Origin of the sequence: Plantactinospora sp. KBS50 (assembly GCF_002285795.1) — a bacterium.
Taxonomy (GTDB): Bacteria; Actinomycetota; Actinomycetes; order Mycobacteriales; family Micromonosporaceae; genus KBS50.
The window spans coordinates 2,456,629-2,471,186 of the sequence record NZ_CP022961.1 but is presented as its reverse complement, the minus strand read 5'-3'; the positions used below and the strand labels follow the sequence as shown (position 1 = coordinate 2,471,186).

The 14,558-nt window shown below is 74.4% G+C and carries 17 protein-coding genes and 2 pseudogenes; 7 read left to right on the top strand and 12 right to left on the bottom strand.

All coding sequences use genetic code 11. The features are described 5' to 3' along the window. The first annotated feature begins 17 nt into the window (after nucleotides 1-17). A complete protein-coding gene (locus tag CIK06_RS10965; protein WP_095564739.1) occupies nucleotides 18-1,412 on the top strand; it encodes a HAMP domain-containing sensor histidine kinase in 1,395 nt (464 codons plus the stop codon). A gap of 382 nt (nucleotides 1,413-1,794) precedes the next feature. On the opposite strand, the gene CIK06_RS10960 is transcribed toward CIK06_RS10965, so the two are convergent. Continuing rightward, a complete protein-coding gene (locus CIK06_RS10960) occupies nucleotides 1,795-2,820 on the bottom strand; it encodes an adenosine deaminase (protein WP_095564738.1) in 1,026 nt (341 codons plus the stop codon). Then, a complete protein-coding gene (locus CIK06_RS10955; RefSeq protein ID WP_095564737.1) occupies nucleotides 2,817-3,638 on the bottom strand; it encodes a trans-aconitate 2-methyltransferase in 822 nt (273 codons plus the stop codon). The genes CIK06_RS10960 and CIK06_RS10955 overlap by 4 nt, the downstream gene beginning before the upstream one ends. 135 nt (nucleotides 3,639-3,773) lie before the next feature. Between CIK06_RS10955 and CIK06_RS10950 the strand changes: the two genes are divergently transcribed. Next, entirely contained in the window at nucleotides 3,774-3,971 is a 198-nt protein-coding gene (locus CIK06_RS10950; protein WP_095564736.1) for a hypothetical protein, read from the top strand. 226 nt (nucleotides 3,972-4,197) lie between these two features. Here CIK06_RS10950 and CIK06_RS10945 read toward each other — a convergent pair. The 8 genes and pseudogenes from CIK06_RS10945 to CIK06_RS30870 form a co-directional block, all read right to left on the bottom strand. Next, nucleotides 4,198-4,400: pseudogene (locus CIK06_RS10945) on the bottom strand (cold-shock protein). Nucleotides 4,401-4,666: 266 nt separating this feature from the next. Continuing rightward, nucleotides 4,667-4,939, bottom strand: a complete 273-nt coding sequence (locus CIK06_RS10940) for a DUF4235 domain-containing protein (RefSeq protein WP_095564735.1) — start codon at nucleotides 4,937-4,939, stop codon at nucleotides 4,667-4,669. Further along, nucleotides 4,936-5,247, bottom strand: coding sequence for a DUF3618 domain-containing protein (locus CIK06_RS10935; RefSeq protein WP_095564734.1), 312 nt, complete (start codon nucleotides 5,245-5,247; stop codon nucleotides 4,936-4,938). Before CIK06_RS10935 ends, CIK06_RS10940 begins: the two co-directional genes overlap by 4 nt. Beyond that, the gene (locus CIK06_RS10930) at nucleotides 5,244-5,678 is read right to left on the bottom strand and encodes a phage holin family protein (protein WP_095564733.1); all 435 of its coding nucleotides are present in this window, start codon (nucleotides 5,676-5,678) and stop codon (nucleotides 5,244-5,246) included. The genes CIK06_RS10935 and CIK06_RS10930 overlap by 4 nt, the downstream gene beginning before the upstream one ends. A gap of 169 nt (nucleotides 5,679-5,847) precedes the next feature. Beyond that, nucleotides 5,848-7,055 (bottom strand): annotated as a pseudogene (locus CIK06_RS10925) (mechanosensitive ion channel family protein). 96 nt (nucleotides 7,056-7,151) lie between these two features. After that, nucleotides 7,152-7,973 (bottom strand): DUF1206 domain-containing protein, encoded by an 822-nt coding sequence (locus tag CIK06_RS10920; protein ID WP_095564732.1) that lies wholly within the window; start codon nucleotides 7,971-7,973, stop codon nucleotides 7,152-7,154. 104 nt (nucleotides 7,974-8,077) lie between these two features. Continuing rightward, nucleotides 8,078-8,254, bottom strand: a complete 177-nt coding sequence (locus tag CIK06_RS30875; protein ID WP_232534148.1) for a hypothetical protein — start codon at nucleotides 8,252-8,254, stop codon at nucleotides 8,078-8,080. Next, nucleotides 8,239-8,565: a hypothetical protein gene (locus CIK06_RS30870; RefSeq protein ID WP_232534147.1), complete on the bottom strand. Its 327-nt coding sequence runs from the start codon at nucleotides 8,563-8,565 to the stop codon at nucleotides 8,239-8,241. The genes CIK06_RS30875 and CIK06_RS30870 overlap by 16 nt, the downstream gene beginning before the upstream one ends. A gap of 100 nt (nucleotides 8,566-8,665) precedes the next feature. Here CIK06_RS30870 and CIK06_RS10910 point away from each other — a divergent pair, with 100 nt between their 5' ends. Further along, the gene (locus tag CIK06_RS10910) at nucleotides 8,666-8,953 is read left to right on the top strand and encodes a GNAT family N-acetyltransferase (protein ID WP_095564731.1); all 288 of its coding nucleotides are present in this window, start codon (nucleotides 8,666-8,668) and stop codon (nucleotides 8,951-8,953) included. 69 nt (nucleotides 8,954-9,022) lie between these two features. Further along, nucleotides 9,023-9,154, top strand: a complete 132-nt coding sequence (locus CIK06_RS31860; RefSeq protein WP_255408570.1) for a hypothetical protein — start codon at nucleotides 9,023-9,025, stop codon at nucleotides 9,152-9,154. 62 nt (nucleotides 9,155-9,216) lie between these two features. Here CIK06_RS31860 and eis read toward each other — a convergent pair whose 3' ends face one another. Then, nucleotides 9,217-10,413, bottom strand: a complete 1,197-nt coding sequence (eis, locus tag CIK06_RS10905; RefSeq protein WP_232534146.1) for an enhanced intracellular survival protein Eis — start codon at nucleotides 10,411-10,413, stop codon at nucleotides 9,217-9,219. Nucleotides 10,414-10,479: 66 nt separating this feature from the next. On the opposite strand from eis, the gene CIK06_RS10900 reads away from it, so the two are divergent. The 3 genes from CIK06_RS10900 to CIK06_RS10890 all read left to right on the top strand — a co-directional run bounded on the left by CIK06_RS10900 (nucleotide 10,480) and on the right by CIK06_RS10890 (nucleotide 14,043). Beyond that, on the top strand, nucleotides 10,480-11,613 hold the full coding sequence (locus CIK06_RS10900) for a DICT sensory domain-containing protein (protein WP_232534145.1): 1,134 nt from the start codon (nucleotides 10,480-10,482) through the stop codon (nucleotides 11,611-11,613). Nucleotides 11,614-11,682: 69 nt separating this feature from the next. Then, nucleotides 11,683-13,320 carry an ATP-dependent DNA helicase RecQ gene (locus CIK06_RS10895; RefSeq protein WP_095564729.1) on the top strand — a complete coding sequence of 546 codons (1,638 nt, stop codon included), beginning with the start codon at nucleotides 11,683-11,685 and terminating at the stop codon, nucleotides 13,318-13,320. Between the two features lie 219 nt (nucleotides 13,321-13,539). Next, on the top strand, nucleotides 13,540-14,043 hold the full coding sequence (locus tag CIK06_RS10890) for a hypothetical protein (protein ID WP_095564728.1): 504 nt from the start codon (nucleotides 13,540-13,542) through the stop codon (nucleotides 14,041-14,043). On the opposite strand, the gene CIK06_RS29920 is transcribed toward CIK06_RS10890, so the two are convergent. Further along, nucleotides 14,033-14,551: a hypothetical protein gene (locus tag CIK06_RS29920; RefSeq protein WP_198348188.1), complete on the bottom strand. Its 519-nt coding sequence runs from the start codon at nucleotides 14,549-14,551 to the stop codon at nucleotides 14,033-14,035. The genes CIK06_RS10890 and CIK06_RS29920 overlap by 11 nt on opposite strands. Nucleotides 14,552-14,558 lie beyond the last annotated feature (7 nt).

Sequence of the window (14,558 nt, the reverse complement as noted above, 5' to 3'; positions counted from 1 at the left end):
CCTACCTCGGGGCCGGCATGGCCTCGATCATCGCCCTGGTCTTCCTCATCCCGCTCGGCCTGGCCTGGCAGGACGCGGTCCGTAGCGAGGCGCTGGCCGACGCGGCGCAGCGCAGCGCGGCGGTCCAGGGCGCGCTGACGGTCAGCCGGGACCCCCGGGACGTGCAGCGGGTGCTGGACAGCATCGGCGGCGACCCGACCCGCCGGCCGGTCGTGCACGGCCTGGCGACCGGGGGCATCGTGCGCGCCAGCGACCAGGACGTGGAGCGGGCGAAGGCGCAGGGCGGCCCGATGCTCGTGACGGTCCCGGACGGGGTGGTCCGGCTGGAGCCGGTGCCGCTGGGTCCGGAGACCGGCGTGCTGGAGGTGTTCGTCCCCACCGCCGACCTGGAACGCGGCAGCACCGGTCGCTGGCTCGCGCTGGTCGCCATCGCACTCGGCCTGGTCGCGGCCAGCGTCGTGGTGGTGGACCGGATCGCCGGCCGGGCGGTGACCTCGGCCCGGGAGCTCGTCCAGGCCGCCCTGGCGGTCGGCGACGGCGACCTCGGGGTACGGGTGCAGCCCAGCGGGCCGCGGGAACTGGCCGAGGCGGGCTGGGCCTTCAACCGGATGGCCGACCGGTTGGTGGTGTCCCGCACCGACGAGCGGGAGCTGGTCGCCGACCTGTCGCACCGGCTGCGCACCCCGCTCACCGTGCTGCGGCTGGACGCGGACGCGCTGGACTCCGACGACACCAGCGTCGGCTTCTTCACCGAGGCCGAATTGGACCGGCGCCGGACCATCCGGCGGATCCGGCAGGCGATCGTGACCCTGGAGGGCGAGATCGACGTCCTGATCAACACCACCCGCAAGAGCGTCGCGGCACAGGAGACCGGCCCCGGCATGTGCGACGCCAGCGAGGTGGTCCGGGACCGGATGGTGTTCTGGGCGGCGCTGGCCAGCGATCAGAACCGGACGTACCAGGTGCTCGGCGCCCAGTTGCGGATCCCGGTGGCGGTGCCCCGGGCCGAGCTGGCCGCGGCGCTGGACGCGGTGCTGGGCAACGTCTTCCGGTACACCCCGCAGGGCACCGCGTTCGAGGTCGCGGTGTCGCGCCGGGACGGGTACGTGGCGATCCGGGTCGACGACGCCGGACCGGGCATCGCCAACCCGGACCGCGCGCTGCGGCGCGGCGCCAGCGACCAGGGCTCGACCGGGCTGGGTCTGGACATCGCGCACCGGGTGGCGCGGCAGGCCAACGGGTCGGTGAGCATCGCGCGGGCCCAACTCGGCGGCGCGAGCGTGGTCATGCTGCTGGCCGATCCCGAGGCCACGCCCCGGCAGGTAAGCCGGTTCGGACTTGTCGGCCGGCTGGCCCGGGAACGGGATTCGGGCACCCGGCGCTGGCCACGGCCCCGCGAGAAGCAGGAGTGACCCGCGCGCCGAGAGCGCTTTCTCTGCACTGGTGCAAGTTCTCCTTACGTCTGGGTTAATGCCGCTGTGTACCGCGGGACGGGCTGGCAACATCGCAGGTGATCCCATCCCGCTCCACCGGACCACAACGCCCCATAGTGCGTCCCGCCCCGGTGCGGTGGAGCGGAAGTACGCGCGGCGGGGCCGGGTACCCCCACACCATGTCCCGCCGCGCGTGCACCGCCGCGAGTCGGCCCCGGATCGCTGGCCCGGCGCGGCCGCCCGCAGCACCCCGCGCCGGGCCAGCCACCATCTCGGTGGCGGGCCACATGTCGACGGCCGGCCACATCCCGGCGGCGGCCACATCTCGACCGCGGCCACATCTCGGCGGCGGCGATCAGAATCAGACCGGAACGGCCCGGGCGTACGCGTCGATCTCGGCGAGGATCCGGTCCCGGTCGGCGGGCGGCATGAACGAGTGCGTCACGGCGTTGCGGGCCAGCCCGGCGACCTCGGCGGGGCCGTAGCCGAGCAGCCGGGCGGCGACCGCGTACTCGGCCTCCAGAGTGGTGCCGAACATCGGCGGGTCGTCCGACCCGATCGACACCGGTACGCCCGCGGCCACCAGCGCGGCCAGCGGGTGCTCCTGCATCGTGGCCACCGCGCGGGTGCGGACGTTGGAGGTCGGGCACACCTCCAGCGGGACGGCGTGCTCGGCCAGGTGCTCCAGCAGCCGCGGGTCGGCCGCCGCGGAGATGCCGTGCCCGATCCGCTCGGCGCCGAGATCCCGCAGCGCCGACCAGATCGTCTCGGGTCCGGTGGTCTCCCCCGCGTGCGGCACCGAGCGCAGCCCGGCCGCGCGGGCCCGGTCGAAGAACGGCTTGAACGGTGGCCGTGGCACGCCGATCTCCGGGCCGCCGAGTCCGAAACTGATCAGCCCGTCGGGCCGCTCCTCCAGCGCGATCCGCAGCGTCTCCTCGGCCGCCGGCAGCCCGGCCTCGCCGGGGATGTCGAAGCACCAGCGCAGCAGCACGCCGAAGTCCGCCTCGATCCGGCGGCGGGCGTCCTCGATCGCCGCGCAGAACTCCGGCGCCGGGATGCCGCGCCGCACGTGCGAGTACGGCGTGATGGTCAGTTCGGCGTACCGGACCTGCTGGCGGGCCAGCTCCCGACCGATCTCGTAGGTGAGCAGCCAGACGTCGTCGGCGTCCCGGATCAGGTCCACGACGCTCAGATACACCTCGATGAAGTGGGCGAAGTCGCGGAAGGCGAAGTAGTCGGCCAGGGCCGCCGGGTCGGCCGGCACCGGGCTGCGCCCCTCGTGCCGGGCCGCCAGCTCGGCCACGATCCGCGGCGAGGCGGAGCCGACATGGTGCACGTGCAGCTCCGCCTTGGGCAGTCCGGCGATGAAGGTCGTCAGGTCGATCATGGGGTCACATTCTCGCACGACTCGGGCGATACGCCGCCGACGCCGCATCCGGCGCGGGCCACGAAGAAGACGCGCCGGAACGGGAACGGCACCGACCCGGACCGCACCGGATAGGCCGTGGCCAGCTCCCCGGCCAGCTCGCGGCGGAAGTCCCGCCAGTCCGGCCCGTCGCCGAGGGCGGCCCGGACCGGGCGCAACGCCGTACCCTCCATCCAGGCCAGCACCGGATGGTCCGGGCCGGTGACCGGCAGCAGGTGCAGGTACGTCGTCTCCCAGGCGTCCACCGTGCACCCGGCGTCGGTCAGCAGGGCGGCGTAGCCGCCCGGGTCGGCCACCGGGTCGGCGCGCAGCAGCGCCGCCACCCGTTCCCGCCAGCGCGGCCGGCCGGCGACCTCGTGCAGCGCCCGGTGCGAGGGTGCGGAGAAGTTGCCGGGCACCTGGACGGCGAGCCAGGCGCCGGCCGGCAGCCCGGTCGCCCAGGCCCGCAGCAGCCGGTCGTGTCCGGGCACCCACTGCAACAGCGCGTTGGCCACCAGCACGTCGGTGTCCGGCCCGGGCCGCCAGTCGCGCACGTCGGCCACCGCAAACTCCACCGGGCCGTCCAACCCGCGGGCCCGGTCGATCATCTCGGCCGAGGAGTCGAGGCCGGTGACCCGGGCGCGCGGCCAGCGCACGGCCAGGGTGGCGGTCTGGGTGCCCGGCCCGCAGCCGAGGTCGACCACCCCGCGCGGGTCATCGGCACCGACCCGGGCGAGCAGGTCGACGAAGGGCCGGGACCGCTCGTCCGAATAGCGCTGGTACAGGGCCGGGTCCCACACGGCAGCCTCCAAACCGTACGTACGTCTTGGGTAGCCTACGACCCGCATCCGGCGGCCACAACCCGGCCCGGCGGCTCGACCCCCGGCGCCCGCCCTGCCACCCTGGACCCGGACGACGGCCGGCGGGAGGATCGGATGAAGGCGTGGTTGGTGCTCGCGGTCGGGCTGCTGGCCGTGGTGGTCGGCGCGCTCTGGACGGCGCAGGGCCTCGGCTATCTGGGCGGCAGCGTGATGACCGGCGACCGGACCTGGGCGATCGTGGGACCGGTGCTGAGCCTGGCCGGCCTGGCGCTGCTCGCCGCCGGACTGCGCCGGCGCCGCGGGGCGCCGTGACGCGCCCGGCCGGCACGGCCCGGATGTCCGCCGCCACGCGACGGATCCCCGCCGGCACGGCCTCCGCCGGCACGCGACGGATCCCCGCCGGCACGGCCCGTATCGCTGCCGGCACGGCCCGTGTACCCACGCCGGCACGGCGACGGGTCCCGCGGCCGGACCGGCTGCGGGACCCGTCGGTGGTCCTTGGTGAAACGGTGAGGCCCGGCCGCGACCGGGCGCTGGATCAGATGGGGCGGACCTGCTCTGCCTGCGGGCCCTTCTGCCCCTGGGCGATCTCGAACTCCACCCGCTGGTTCTCCTCCAGCGTGCGGTAGCCGCTGGTCTGGATGGCCGAGAAGTGGACGAACACGTCAGCACCCCGCCGTCGACGGTGATGAAGCCGAAGCCCTTGTCTGCGTTGAACCACTTCACGGTTCCCTGCGCCATGTGTATCTCCTTCTAAAACTGGCGGCCGAGCACGCCGTGCGGCCGGTTGGCCGTTTTCGAGCAGCGGCGCCTGAGTCGGCCCCCGCGAAGGAGGACTTCCCTCAACCCACGCCGTCTCGCAACAGCGTGGAACAGCAAACCACGTACGCAAAAACTTCGCACAGCCTACCTGACGAAATTCTCCGACATGTGACCTGAGATACGGCCGACAGCCGGGGTGGTACCGCCAGGTGGAACGGCCACCGGCCAGGCGCTTCGACGCCGGCCTACTCGGGCCAGGAGCCGGTGAGCCGGCGTACGCCGGTGGCGCCGCCCCGGTCCACGGCCGCCCGGACCACCGCGAAGATCGCCCCCTGCAGGGCGGCGGCGGCCAGCACCTCGCCCCAGCCGCGGTCCTCGTCCGTCGCACCCGGAGCGTCGTCGTCGCCGGAGGTGAGCTTCCAGACCTGCCGGAACACCGCACCGGCCAGCAGGCCGGCGGCCATCCCCAGCAGCATGCCGACCGGCTTGTAGGCCAACCGGTTGACCGTCCCGCTCATCGCCGCCTCCCGCGTACCACCAGCACCACGGCGAGCACGGCCACCACGCCGGCGGCCACCGCGGCCCACGGCACCGGGTCCCGCCGTACCGCCTCGGCCGTCTGCCCGGCCTGCTCGCGGACCCGGTCGGTCCGCTGCGCCGCCTGCTGGCGGACCCGGGCGGTGGTCTGCGCCGCCGACTCCTTCAACCGCGCCTTGACGTCGGCCTTCGCGGCCAGCGCCTGGACCGTCTCGCCCAGGTCCGACCGGGTCCGCTTGATCTCCTCGCGCAGCGCCTCGGGGTCCTGTTTGCCGTTGTTGACGGTCATGCCCGCCTCCCGTCCTTGACCGCCGTCGTCACCGCGTTGACGTCCGCCCGCAGGCTATCGGCTGCCGCCGATGGTACGGGAGGCACGGCCCGCCGGACCTGCTTCCGGCCCACCAACGCCAGCACGCCGGCCATGGCGAACAGCCCGACGGCGACGATCAGCGCGGCCAGCCAGGCCGGGATGGCCAGCGCCAGCAGCATGATCACGGCGGCGACCAGCGCGCCCAGGCCGTACAGGGCAAGCGCCCCGCCCCCGCCGAACAGCCCGACGCCGATTCCCGCGTGCTTGCCCTTCTCGGTCAGCTCGGCGCGGGCCAGCGCCAGCTCGTCCCGGATCAACGTTGACACCTGCTCGGTCGCCCGCTGCACGAGTTCCGCGGTCGACTGCTCGGTGACCGGCCGGGATCGGCCGGGATCGACGACGTCGGCCATGTTGCCCTCCTTTTCGCGCTCCCCGGGCTCTATGCCCCGGGTTCGCGCCGATCAATCCTGGTCACGTCGGACGGTCCGTGGGGCGGGAACGCCCGAACCCGTACCGGACGGACCCGTTTCGTGAAAGGAGCGGACGGGATGAACAGGGCGATGGCCCCGGATCGCCGGGCTACGGCCGCGACGGCGCGGCGTTGACCGGCTCCTCCGGGCCGACGAACGTGCTGCTGCGCGCGTCGCCGTCGTCGCTGCCCCGAAGACCCGCGCGTCGCTCGGCGCCTCACTCTCGTTCCGGGACTTCCCCGAGCGCCGCGCCTGGACCCGCTGCCAGGGAAGCTGGCTGCCGGCGTCGCCGATCTCGGTGCGCAGCCGCGGCATCGCCACCGGCCGCTGGTCGCGGATCCAGCCCACCAGATGCTCCCGGACGAGACAGCGCAGGTCCCACAGCCGGCCGGCGTCCGCCGCGCTGACCACCGCGCGGACCCGGACCACGCCGCCAACGGCGTCGACGACCTGCAGCACGCAGACCCGCCCGTCCCACAATTCGGTCCCCTCCACCAGCCGGCGCAGTTCCTCCCGCATCGGCTGCACCGGGACCGCCCAGTCGACGTCGAACATGGCGGTGCCCAGCACCGCCGCCTGGGTCCGGGTCCAGTTCTGGAACGGGGTGGTGGTGAAGTAGGAGGTGGGCAGCACGAGCCGGCGGTCGTCCCAGATGTGCACCACCACGTAGCTGAGGGTCAGCTCCTCGATCCGGCCCCACTCCCCCTCCACGACCACCACGTCGTCGAGCCGGACGGCGTCGCTGAACGCCAGTTGCAGCCCCGCGAAGACGTTGGACATGACGCTCTGCGCGGCCAGCGCGGTGATGGCGCCGATGACGCCGGCCGAGGCCAGCACGCTGGCGCCGACGCCGCGTACCGACGGGAAGGTCATCAGCGCGACCGCCACGGCGAGCACCACGATGATCGCCACGGTGAGCCGGCGGAGCAGGTTGATCTGGGTACGCAGCCGCCGCGCCTGGCGGTTGTCCGGCACGTCGGTGCGGAACCGGGCCAGCGCGGTGTCCTCCACGGCCAGCAGCAGCGACCCGACCAGCCAGGCCGTTGCGGCGATCACCAGCAGCACCAGGAAGTGCAGCAGCGTCTGCCGCCATGCCGTGCCGACGGCGAACTGGCCGGTGCCGATCCGCACCGCGATCTGCACCGCGAAGGTCGTCGCGGCGATCCGGAACGGTCGGCGCACGTGCTCGGCCAGTTCGGCCAGCAGCACCGAGTGCCGGCCGAGGCGCCGGATCACCCGATGGACGATCTGGGCTGCCAGCATTGCGATGACCGCCGCTCCCACGGCGGCCGCAAGCGTCCAGAGATAGGGCTGCACGGGATTCCTGTCTCCTCGTTCCGGTGACGGAAAGGGGTCGGCGGCATCTCAGGATGCCCCGACCCCTACCCGGACGTCCAGGTCACGCCCGGCAGGTCACACCTTCCGGTAACGGGCCTGGATGACGCAGAAGGCGGCGAACGCCACGATACCCAGCGCCATCAGGGCGAGCAGGTAGGGCCCCCACGAGTGGTCGGCCATGGTGCGCAGGGCGGCGTCCAGGCCGCGGGCCCGCTCCGGGTCGTACGTCACCGCGGCGGTCACCACCAGCGCACCGGCGACGGCCAGCACGGTCCCCTTCGCGCCGTACCCGGCGGCACCCAGGCGCCGGGCCAGCGTCCGGGTGCGTGCGCTCATCCGCTCGGTGCGCAGCTTCTCCTGGAACTTGCGCTTCCAGCCGTAGCCGACCATCCCCACGCCGAGGGCCAGCACGCCCAGGCCGACCAGGCCGACCAGCCAGCGCCCGCCGGTGTGCGACATCAACTGCGCGGAGAACGACTCCTGCTTGTCCGCGCCGGAGCCCTGCGCGTCAGCGACGATCTTGAAGGCCGTCCAGGTGAACCAGGCGTAGACCAGGGTGCGGCCGGCGGACGAGAGCCGTTCGAGCACCCGGGACCGCCCGCGTTCCGTGCGGTGCCCGACCGCGGCCTCCAGCGCCTGCCACAGCGCCATGGCGGCCATGCCCACCCCGATGAGCACCAGCAGGAACTTGCCGAACGGCTGGCCGGCCAGGGTCTGCATCGCGCCGGTCTGGTCGCCCTCCTGGCCGGTGCCGCCGAAGGCGATCTGCAGCGCCAGCCACGCGAACAGCAGATGCACGATGCCGTATCCGATGAAGCCGGCTCGGGCGAGCAGTTCCAGCGGCTTGTTGTTGGTGGCTCGGGCTGCGGTGGCGTGCGTTCCAGAGGTGGCGGACATGGCCCCGACAATCACCGATGAGGCGGGTTTTCAAACGTGGCCGGCCCGGCCCGCGCGCCACGGGCACGCCCGACGCGTCACGAGCCACGGGTACGCCCGAGGCGTCACGAGCTACGGGTACGCCCGACCCGGATCACGGCCTCCTCGCCGTTGACCGCCTCGACGGAGACGTACAGTCCGGCCACCCGCGCCGCCTGGTCGTCGGTGGCGAGCACGATCTGCTGGCCGGCCACCTCCACGGTCACCGTGTCGGTGTCCGCGCCGATCAACCGGGCGGGCACCCCGAGCACGCTGGTCTCGGCCTGCACCCGCGGTCGAAGGTGACCAGGCAGTAGTCCGGCCCGCACTCCTTCTCCGTGTACTGCGCGCCGCAGCCGGCGACGGCGGTGAGGCCGAGCGCCACGGCCGCGAGCACAGCGGCCGGCCGGCTTCCCACGGCCGCCGCGGCAGTCCGGCCCCCGGCGGCCACCGCAGCCACGGCACCGCGGCGGCCCCCGGCGGCCCCGGCGGCCAGGGCGGCCACGGCGGCGCGGCGCTGCCGGGGGATGCGGCCCGGGTCCGCCAGCATCGGGGGGTTGCTGCCTCGGATCATCGGACAAGGGTACGAGGCGGTCGGCGGTATCCGGGCAGGGTGAGGACGCGGGGCCCGCTCCTTTCGCGCGCAATGGCGTTCTTTCGCGCACAATGGCGCGATGAGCATGCTCGTCGAGGACAACCCCGCACGGCACCGGTTCGAGATCCTGGTGGACGACAGCCCGGCCGGCTTCGCCGCCTACGACCAGCGTCCGGGTGTGACCGTCTTCACCCACACCGAGGTGGATCCGGCGTACGAGGGTCGCGGGGTGGGCAGCGCGCTCGCCCGCGGCGCCCTGGACCAGGTACGCGAGCGCGGCGAGCGGGTGGTGGCGCGGTGCCCGTTCATCGCCTCCTTCATCGAGCGGCATCCGGAGTACCGGGACCTGCTGGCCGCCGGGAACTGACCGCGGGCCGCCCGACACCCCGGATCCGGACATGGCGCGCGGTGCGGGCGGCGTGGCAGAGTTCGGGTCATGGACCCCAGCCGGCTCGCGGCGGCAGCCGACACCAGTTGGTACGACATTCCCGGCGTCCGGATCGTCGGCGCGATCGCCGGCGTGGTCTTCCTGGTGGCGGCGATCCGCGCGATGTTCGGCCGCAAGTGAGCCGCGCATGATCGGCTCGTCGGCCTTGCCGAGGATCTAGAACCGGTGGCCTTGCCGAGGATCTAGAAGTAGTCGAGCAGTTGGGCGTGCGGGCCGCAGCCGAGCAGGTCCAGCGCCGCCGGATCGGCACCGGCCGAGCACCGCAGCAGACCCGCCTCCACCAGCGCGGCCGCCCCGGCCGCGCCGCAGTACAGCAGCGCGAAGCCGCCCGGGGTGAGCGCCAGGTCCGGTTCGCCGTGCTCGACAGGGGTCAGGGAGCCCCGGCCGTCGGCGATCTCCAGGCGCCAGCCGCCGGAGTTCCACGGCGCGACCGGGTCGGCCAGGCCGAACTCCACGGCGCCGCGCACGGCGACCGGCCAACCCCGGTCCGCGACCGCCCGGACCACGTCCACCGGCCGGTGCATCCACGGGTGCCGGGACCGGTCCCGGCCGGCGGACAACGGCAGCCGGGCGCTCACCGCGTCGAACTGCGGCGCCGGCAGCCGCAGGGTCGGCGCGACGCTGTCCCAGCTACCCAGCACACCCAGCAGCACCTGCGCCGCGTCCGGCCCCGCGGCCACCATGTCCTCGACGGTGAGCACCGCCTCGGCGTCGTACCCGCGGCCCCGCTGCCAGACCGCGTAGCCCACCAGCCGGCCCGCCTCCTCGACCACGGTGAGCCCGTCGGACTCGGTCAGCAGTTCCCCGGTCCAGTCCTCGCCGTACCAGCCGCCCCGGCGGGCCAGCAGACCGCACCGGTGCCGGGCGTACTCCTCATACAGCCGGCGCACGGCCGGCAGGTCCGCGGGGGTGCCGGGCCGCGCGGTCGGGGCGAGGCCCGGACGCGGCCGGGGCAGCGTGGCGGTGGCCAGGTCGACCGTGCGCATCGTGCCGCAGATCTCCCAGCCCAGCGCCCGGTACGGCGCGGCGACCGTCGGGAAGAGCGCGCTCACCGCGGCGCCGCGGTCCCGGGCCGCGCGCAGCAGCGCGGTCAGCACCGCCCGTGCCACGCCGCTGCCGCGGGCCTCCGGCAGCACGGCCACCCCGGCGACGTCGGCGCACGGCACCGCGCGGCCCGACCACCACTGTGTGTGATGAAGGTCGGTGGCCTTGCCGACCAACCGGCCGGTGGCGTCGAAGGCGCCCCAGCGGGTCATCCCGGGTCGGGGGTGCACCACCGGCGGCATGTCGGGCGGACCGCCGAAGGCCAGCCGGCCCAACCGCCAGGCCGCCGCCAGGTCGGGCTCGGCCAACTCACGTACCTCGATCGCGCTGTGCATCGCGCGATGGTAGCCGCCCCACCGGCGACGCAGCGCTATTTTCCCTGGTGCCGTAGGCTCCGCCGGGTGGCGGACAGTGGACGACCTACCGAACGGCTCAACAAGCGCACCATGGTCGAGGTGTCGCATGCGATCGAGCGCGCGGCGCTGGCCGCCGCCGAGGACGGACCGCTCGTCGTCGTGGCGATGTTCCAGCGGGCGCCGTACTTCGAGCGGGAACGCGCCGTGTACGGCCGGATCGCCGCACAGAGCGTAACCACGGTGATCGGTCTGGTGGCCGACCAGCCGCCGGCCGTGCCGGACGGGGCGTACCCGGTGCGGCTGGCCGCGACCGAGGAACTGGCTCGGGAGTGGACGGTGGTGGCGCTCACCCCGCGGTTCGGGGCCATGCTGGTGGCCCACGACCGCGAGGAGGTCGCGCCGGCCTCGACCACCCTGGAGGGCGGCCGGCTGTTCGACGGACGGTGGCACTTCCGCCGCGACGACGCGCTGCACGAGCTGGTCCGGCTGCGCCGGGCGCTCGCCGACCGGCTGCCGCCGCCGGCCCTGGCCGGCATCGACGACACCCTGACCCGGGTCCGCGACCTGCCGGCCACGCCCGGCGAGAGCCGCACCGAGGCCGCCGTCCGGCTGCTGGTGAGCCGCATCGGGCGCAACCTCGACCGGCAGGACGACCTGTGCCGGCAGCTCGACGCCGCCCGCCGGCCGGCCGCCGAGTCGGGCCTGACCGGTCTGGCCGACGAGGCCGCGGTGCGCCGCTGGACCGGGATGGACGGCACGACCGCCTCCGGCACCCTGCCGGTGGCGCTGGTCGGGATCCGGGTCGCCGAGCCGCCGGAGGCTCCGGAGCGGCTCGGCCGGCGCAGCGCCGCCCGCGAGTTGCAGGCGGTCCTGCAGGTCCTGACCGCCGGCCTGCGCCCGATCGACCGGGTGACCCGGTTCGGCGAGGGCGACTTCCTGCTGATCATGCCGGCGCTGTCGGCCGAGGACGCGCTGCAGGTGGCGTACCGGATCGGCAAGGACCTCGGCGGCCTGGCCGGGACGTACCCGTTCGTGCAGTTCAGCGGCACCTGCGTGGTCGCGGTGACCCGGCGGCGGCCGCTGCCGGTCGACCAGATCCGCCGCGCCCTGGACTGGGCGGTGGCGCAGGGCGTGCCGGTGGCCGCCCTGCCCCCGGAGTCCGACACCACGCCCGCCTGACCCGCCGGTGCGGGCCGGGTCGGTGGGTGTCGTTTCGCGGGGATCTTCCGCGGGTAGCAGTGGCCCTCGATGAAGCTGCCACTGAATTCGAGCCGCCTGCGGCGGGCCGCGAAGAGCCTCTTCGGCTGGCGGACGCTGCGTCCCAACCAACTCGCGGCCATGCGGTCGGTGATGAAGCGCCGGGACACCCTGGTGGTGCTGCCCACCGGCGCGGGCAAGTCGGCGATCTACCAGATTCCGGCCAGCCTGATCCCCGGCCCCACGGTGGTGATCTCACCGCTGCTGGCGTTGCAGCAGGACCAGATCGCCTCGCTGAACGAGCGGGAGCGCCCCGAACTGCGCGCCGTCCGGGTCAGCTCGCACGAGTCGGCGGCGCAGCAGGCCGCGGCGCTTGAGGCGATCCGGGACGGTTCCGCCGAGTTCCTGTTCATCACCCCCGAGCAGTTGACCAACCAGGAGCGGATGGCCGAGGTACGCGCGCTGCGCCCGGCCCTGGTCGCGGTCGACGAGGCGCACTGCATCTCGGCGTGGGGCCACGACTTCCGGCCGGACTACCTGGCCCTGGGCCACCTGATCCGCGGCCTCGGCCGGCCGCCGGTGGTGGCGCTGACCGCCACCGCCTCCCCGCCGGTGCGGGAGGACATCATCGCGCGGCTCGGCCTGCGCGACCCGAAGGTCGTCTCCTCCGGGCTGGACCGTCCGAACATCTTCGTCGAGGTGGCGCACTGCCCCACCGAGAACTACCGGTGGCGGCGGCTGATCGCGCTGCTGCGCGAGGACACCCGGCCGGGCATCATCTACGTGCCGACCCGGCGGGCCGCCGAGGATCTGGCCGAGCGGCTCACCCGGGCCGGTTTCCCGGCCGAGTTCTACCACGGCGGCATGGCCGCGGGCGCCCGGAACGAACTGCACGAGGCGTTCCTCGCCGACCGCGTACCGATCATGGTGGCGACCTCGGCGTTCGGGATGGGCATCGACAAGCCGAACATCGCCTGGGTGGTGCACATGGCGCTGCCCGACTCCCCGGACAGCTACCTGCAGGAGATCGGGCGCGCCGGGCGGGACGGCGAGCCGGCCCGGGCGCTGCTGCTGTGGCAGGCCGAGGACATCGGGCTGCACCGGTTCTTCTCCGGCGGGACCCCGGACGAGACCGAGCTGCGGGACCTGGCCGCCCTGCTGCGCGAGAAGCCGGGCTCCCGCAGCACGCTGCGCGACCGCTCCGGGCTCGGCCCGCGCAAGCTGGGCAACCTGCTCAGCCTGCTGGAACAGGTGGGTGCGGCGGCGCCGGCCGCGAACCACATGATCACCGCGCCCCGGTACGCCCCGGAGCCGGCCGACGCGGCCCGCGCCGCGGTCGCCGAGGCCGAGCGCCAGCAGTCGGTGCAGCGGTCCCGGACCGACATGATGCGGGCGTACGCGGAGACCCGCGCCTGCCGCGGGCAGACCCTGCTGGCCTACTTCGGCGAACAGATGGCGCACGTCTGCGGGCACTGCGACAACTGCGCCGCCGGCACCAGCGTCCCCGACGACGGCGCCAGCGGGCCGTTCCCGGTGCACAGCCAGGTGCGGCACACCGAGTGGGGTGCCGGGCTGGTGCTCAGCTACGAGGCGGACAAGATGACGGTGCTGTTCGACGAGGTCGGCTACAAGACCCTGTCGGTGCCGGTGGTGAGCCAGCAGGGCCTGCTCACCGCGGACGACCGGTGAGGCCGCCCGCCGACCGCCGGTGCCGCCTCGCGCGGCACGACCACGACCTGCCGCCTCGCGCGGCACGACCACGACCTGCCGCCTCGCGCGGCACGACCGCGACCCGTGCCGCGCCGCGCCGCGCGGCACGACGACCACTGACGGTCGCCGCCGGCGACCGCTGACCTAGGCTGGCTGCCGTCGAACGCACCGACGGTGCCCAACGCAGGGGACGATGACGTGACGGACCAACCGTTGCACAGCGAGTTCGGGTTCACCGACGACGAGTGGAGCCTGCTGGTCAACCTGCCGCAGGCGGTGTTGACGGCGGCGAGCGCCGCCGAGTCGGACGGCACCCGCCGCACCATGGCGGAGAACGCGGCCGGGCTGGACGCCATCGGCACGGGCCGGGAGTCGGCGAGCCGGCTGGTGGCGACCGTGGCCGGCGAGGTGGTGCACCGCACCGGCGACCCGGAGACCGGTGAGGAACTGCCGGTCATCCAGCCCGACGACCCCGCCACGATGATCTCGGACGTGCTGGGTCGGGCCCGCGCGGCGGCCGGACTGCTCACCGCGAAGGCGCACGAGGGCGACGCCGGGGCGTACAAGCTGTGGCTCGTCGAGATCGCCGAGCAGGTGGTGTCGGCCGCGTCCAGCGGCGGGTTCCTGGGGTTGGGCGGCGACACCGTCAGCGAGTCGGAGCGCCGGTTCCGCGACGAACTGTCGCACGTGCTCAACGACTGACCCGGTGCCCGGCGGGGTCGCCGGCACGACCCCGACCGGATGCAACGGCCACGGCCGCCGCGCCCTCGGGTGCCGTGTCCGCCGCGCCGTCGGGTGCCGCAGCCGCCGCCGGGGCCGGCGGGGTCGCCGCGGCGGCGTGCCGGAGCAGCAGCACGCACAGCGCGGCGGCCAGCAGCATCAGCACGAGCGCGACGAGGGCCGCGGCGTGCAGGCCGGCGAGGAAGGCGGACCGGGCGGCGCGCAGCAGCGCGCCCGCGGTCTCCGCCGGCAGCCCTCCGGCGGCGGTGAACGCGCCGGCCAGCGTCTCCCGGGCCGGATCGGCGGCGGCCGCCGGCAGCCCTTCGAGTGAGTCGCCGATCTCCCGCCGGTAGACCGCGCTGCCGACGCTGCCCAGCACGGCCATCCCGAGCGCTCCGGCGAACTCCGTCGCCGACTCCAGCAGTCCGGACACCGCGCCGGCCCGCGCCGGCGGCGCCGAGCCCAGCACCACGTCGGTGACCAGGGACATCACCGCG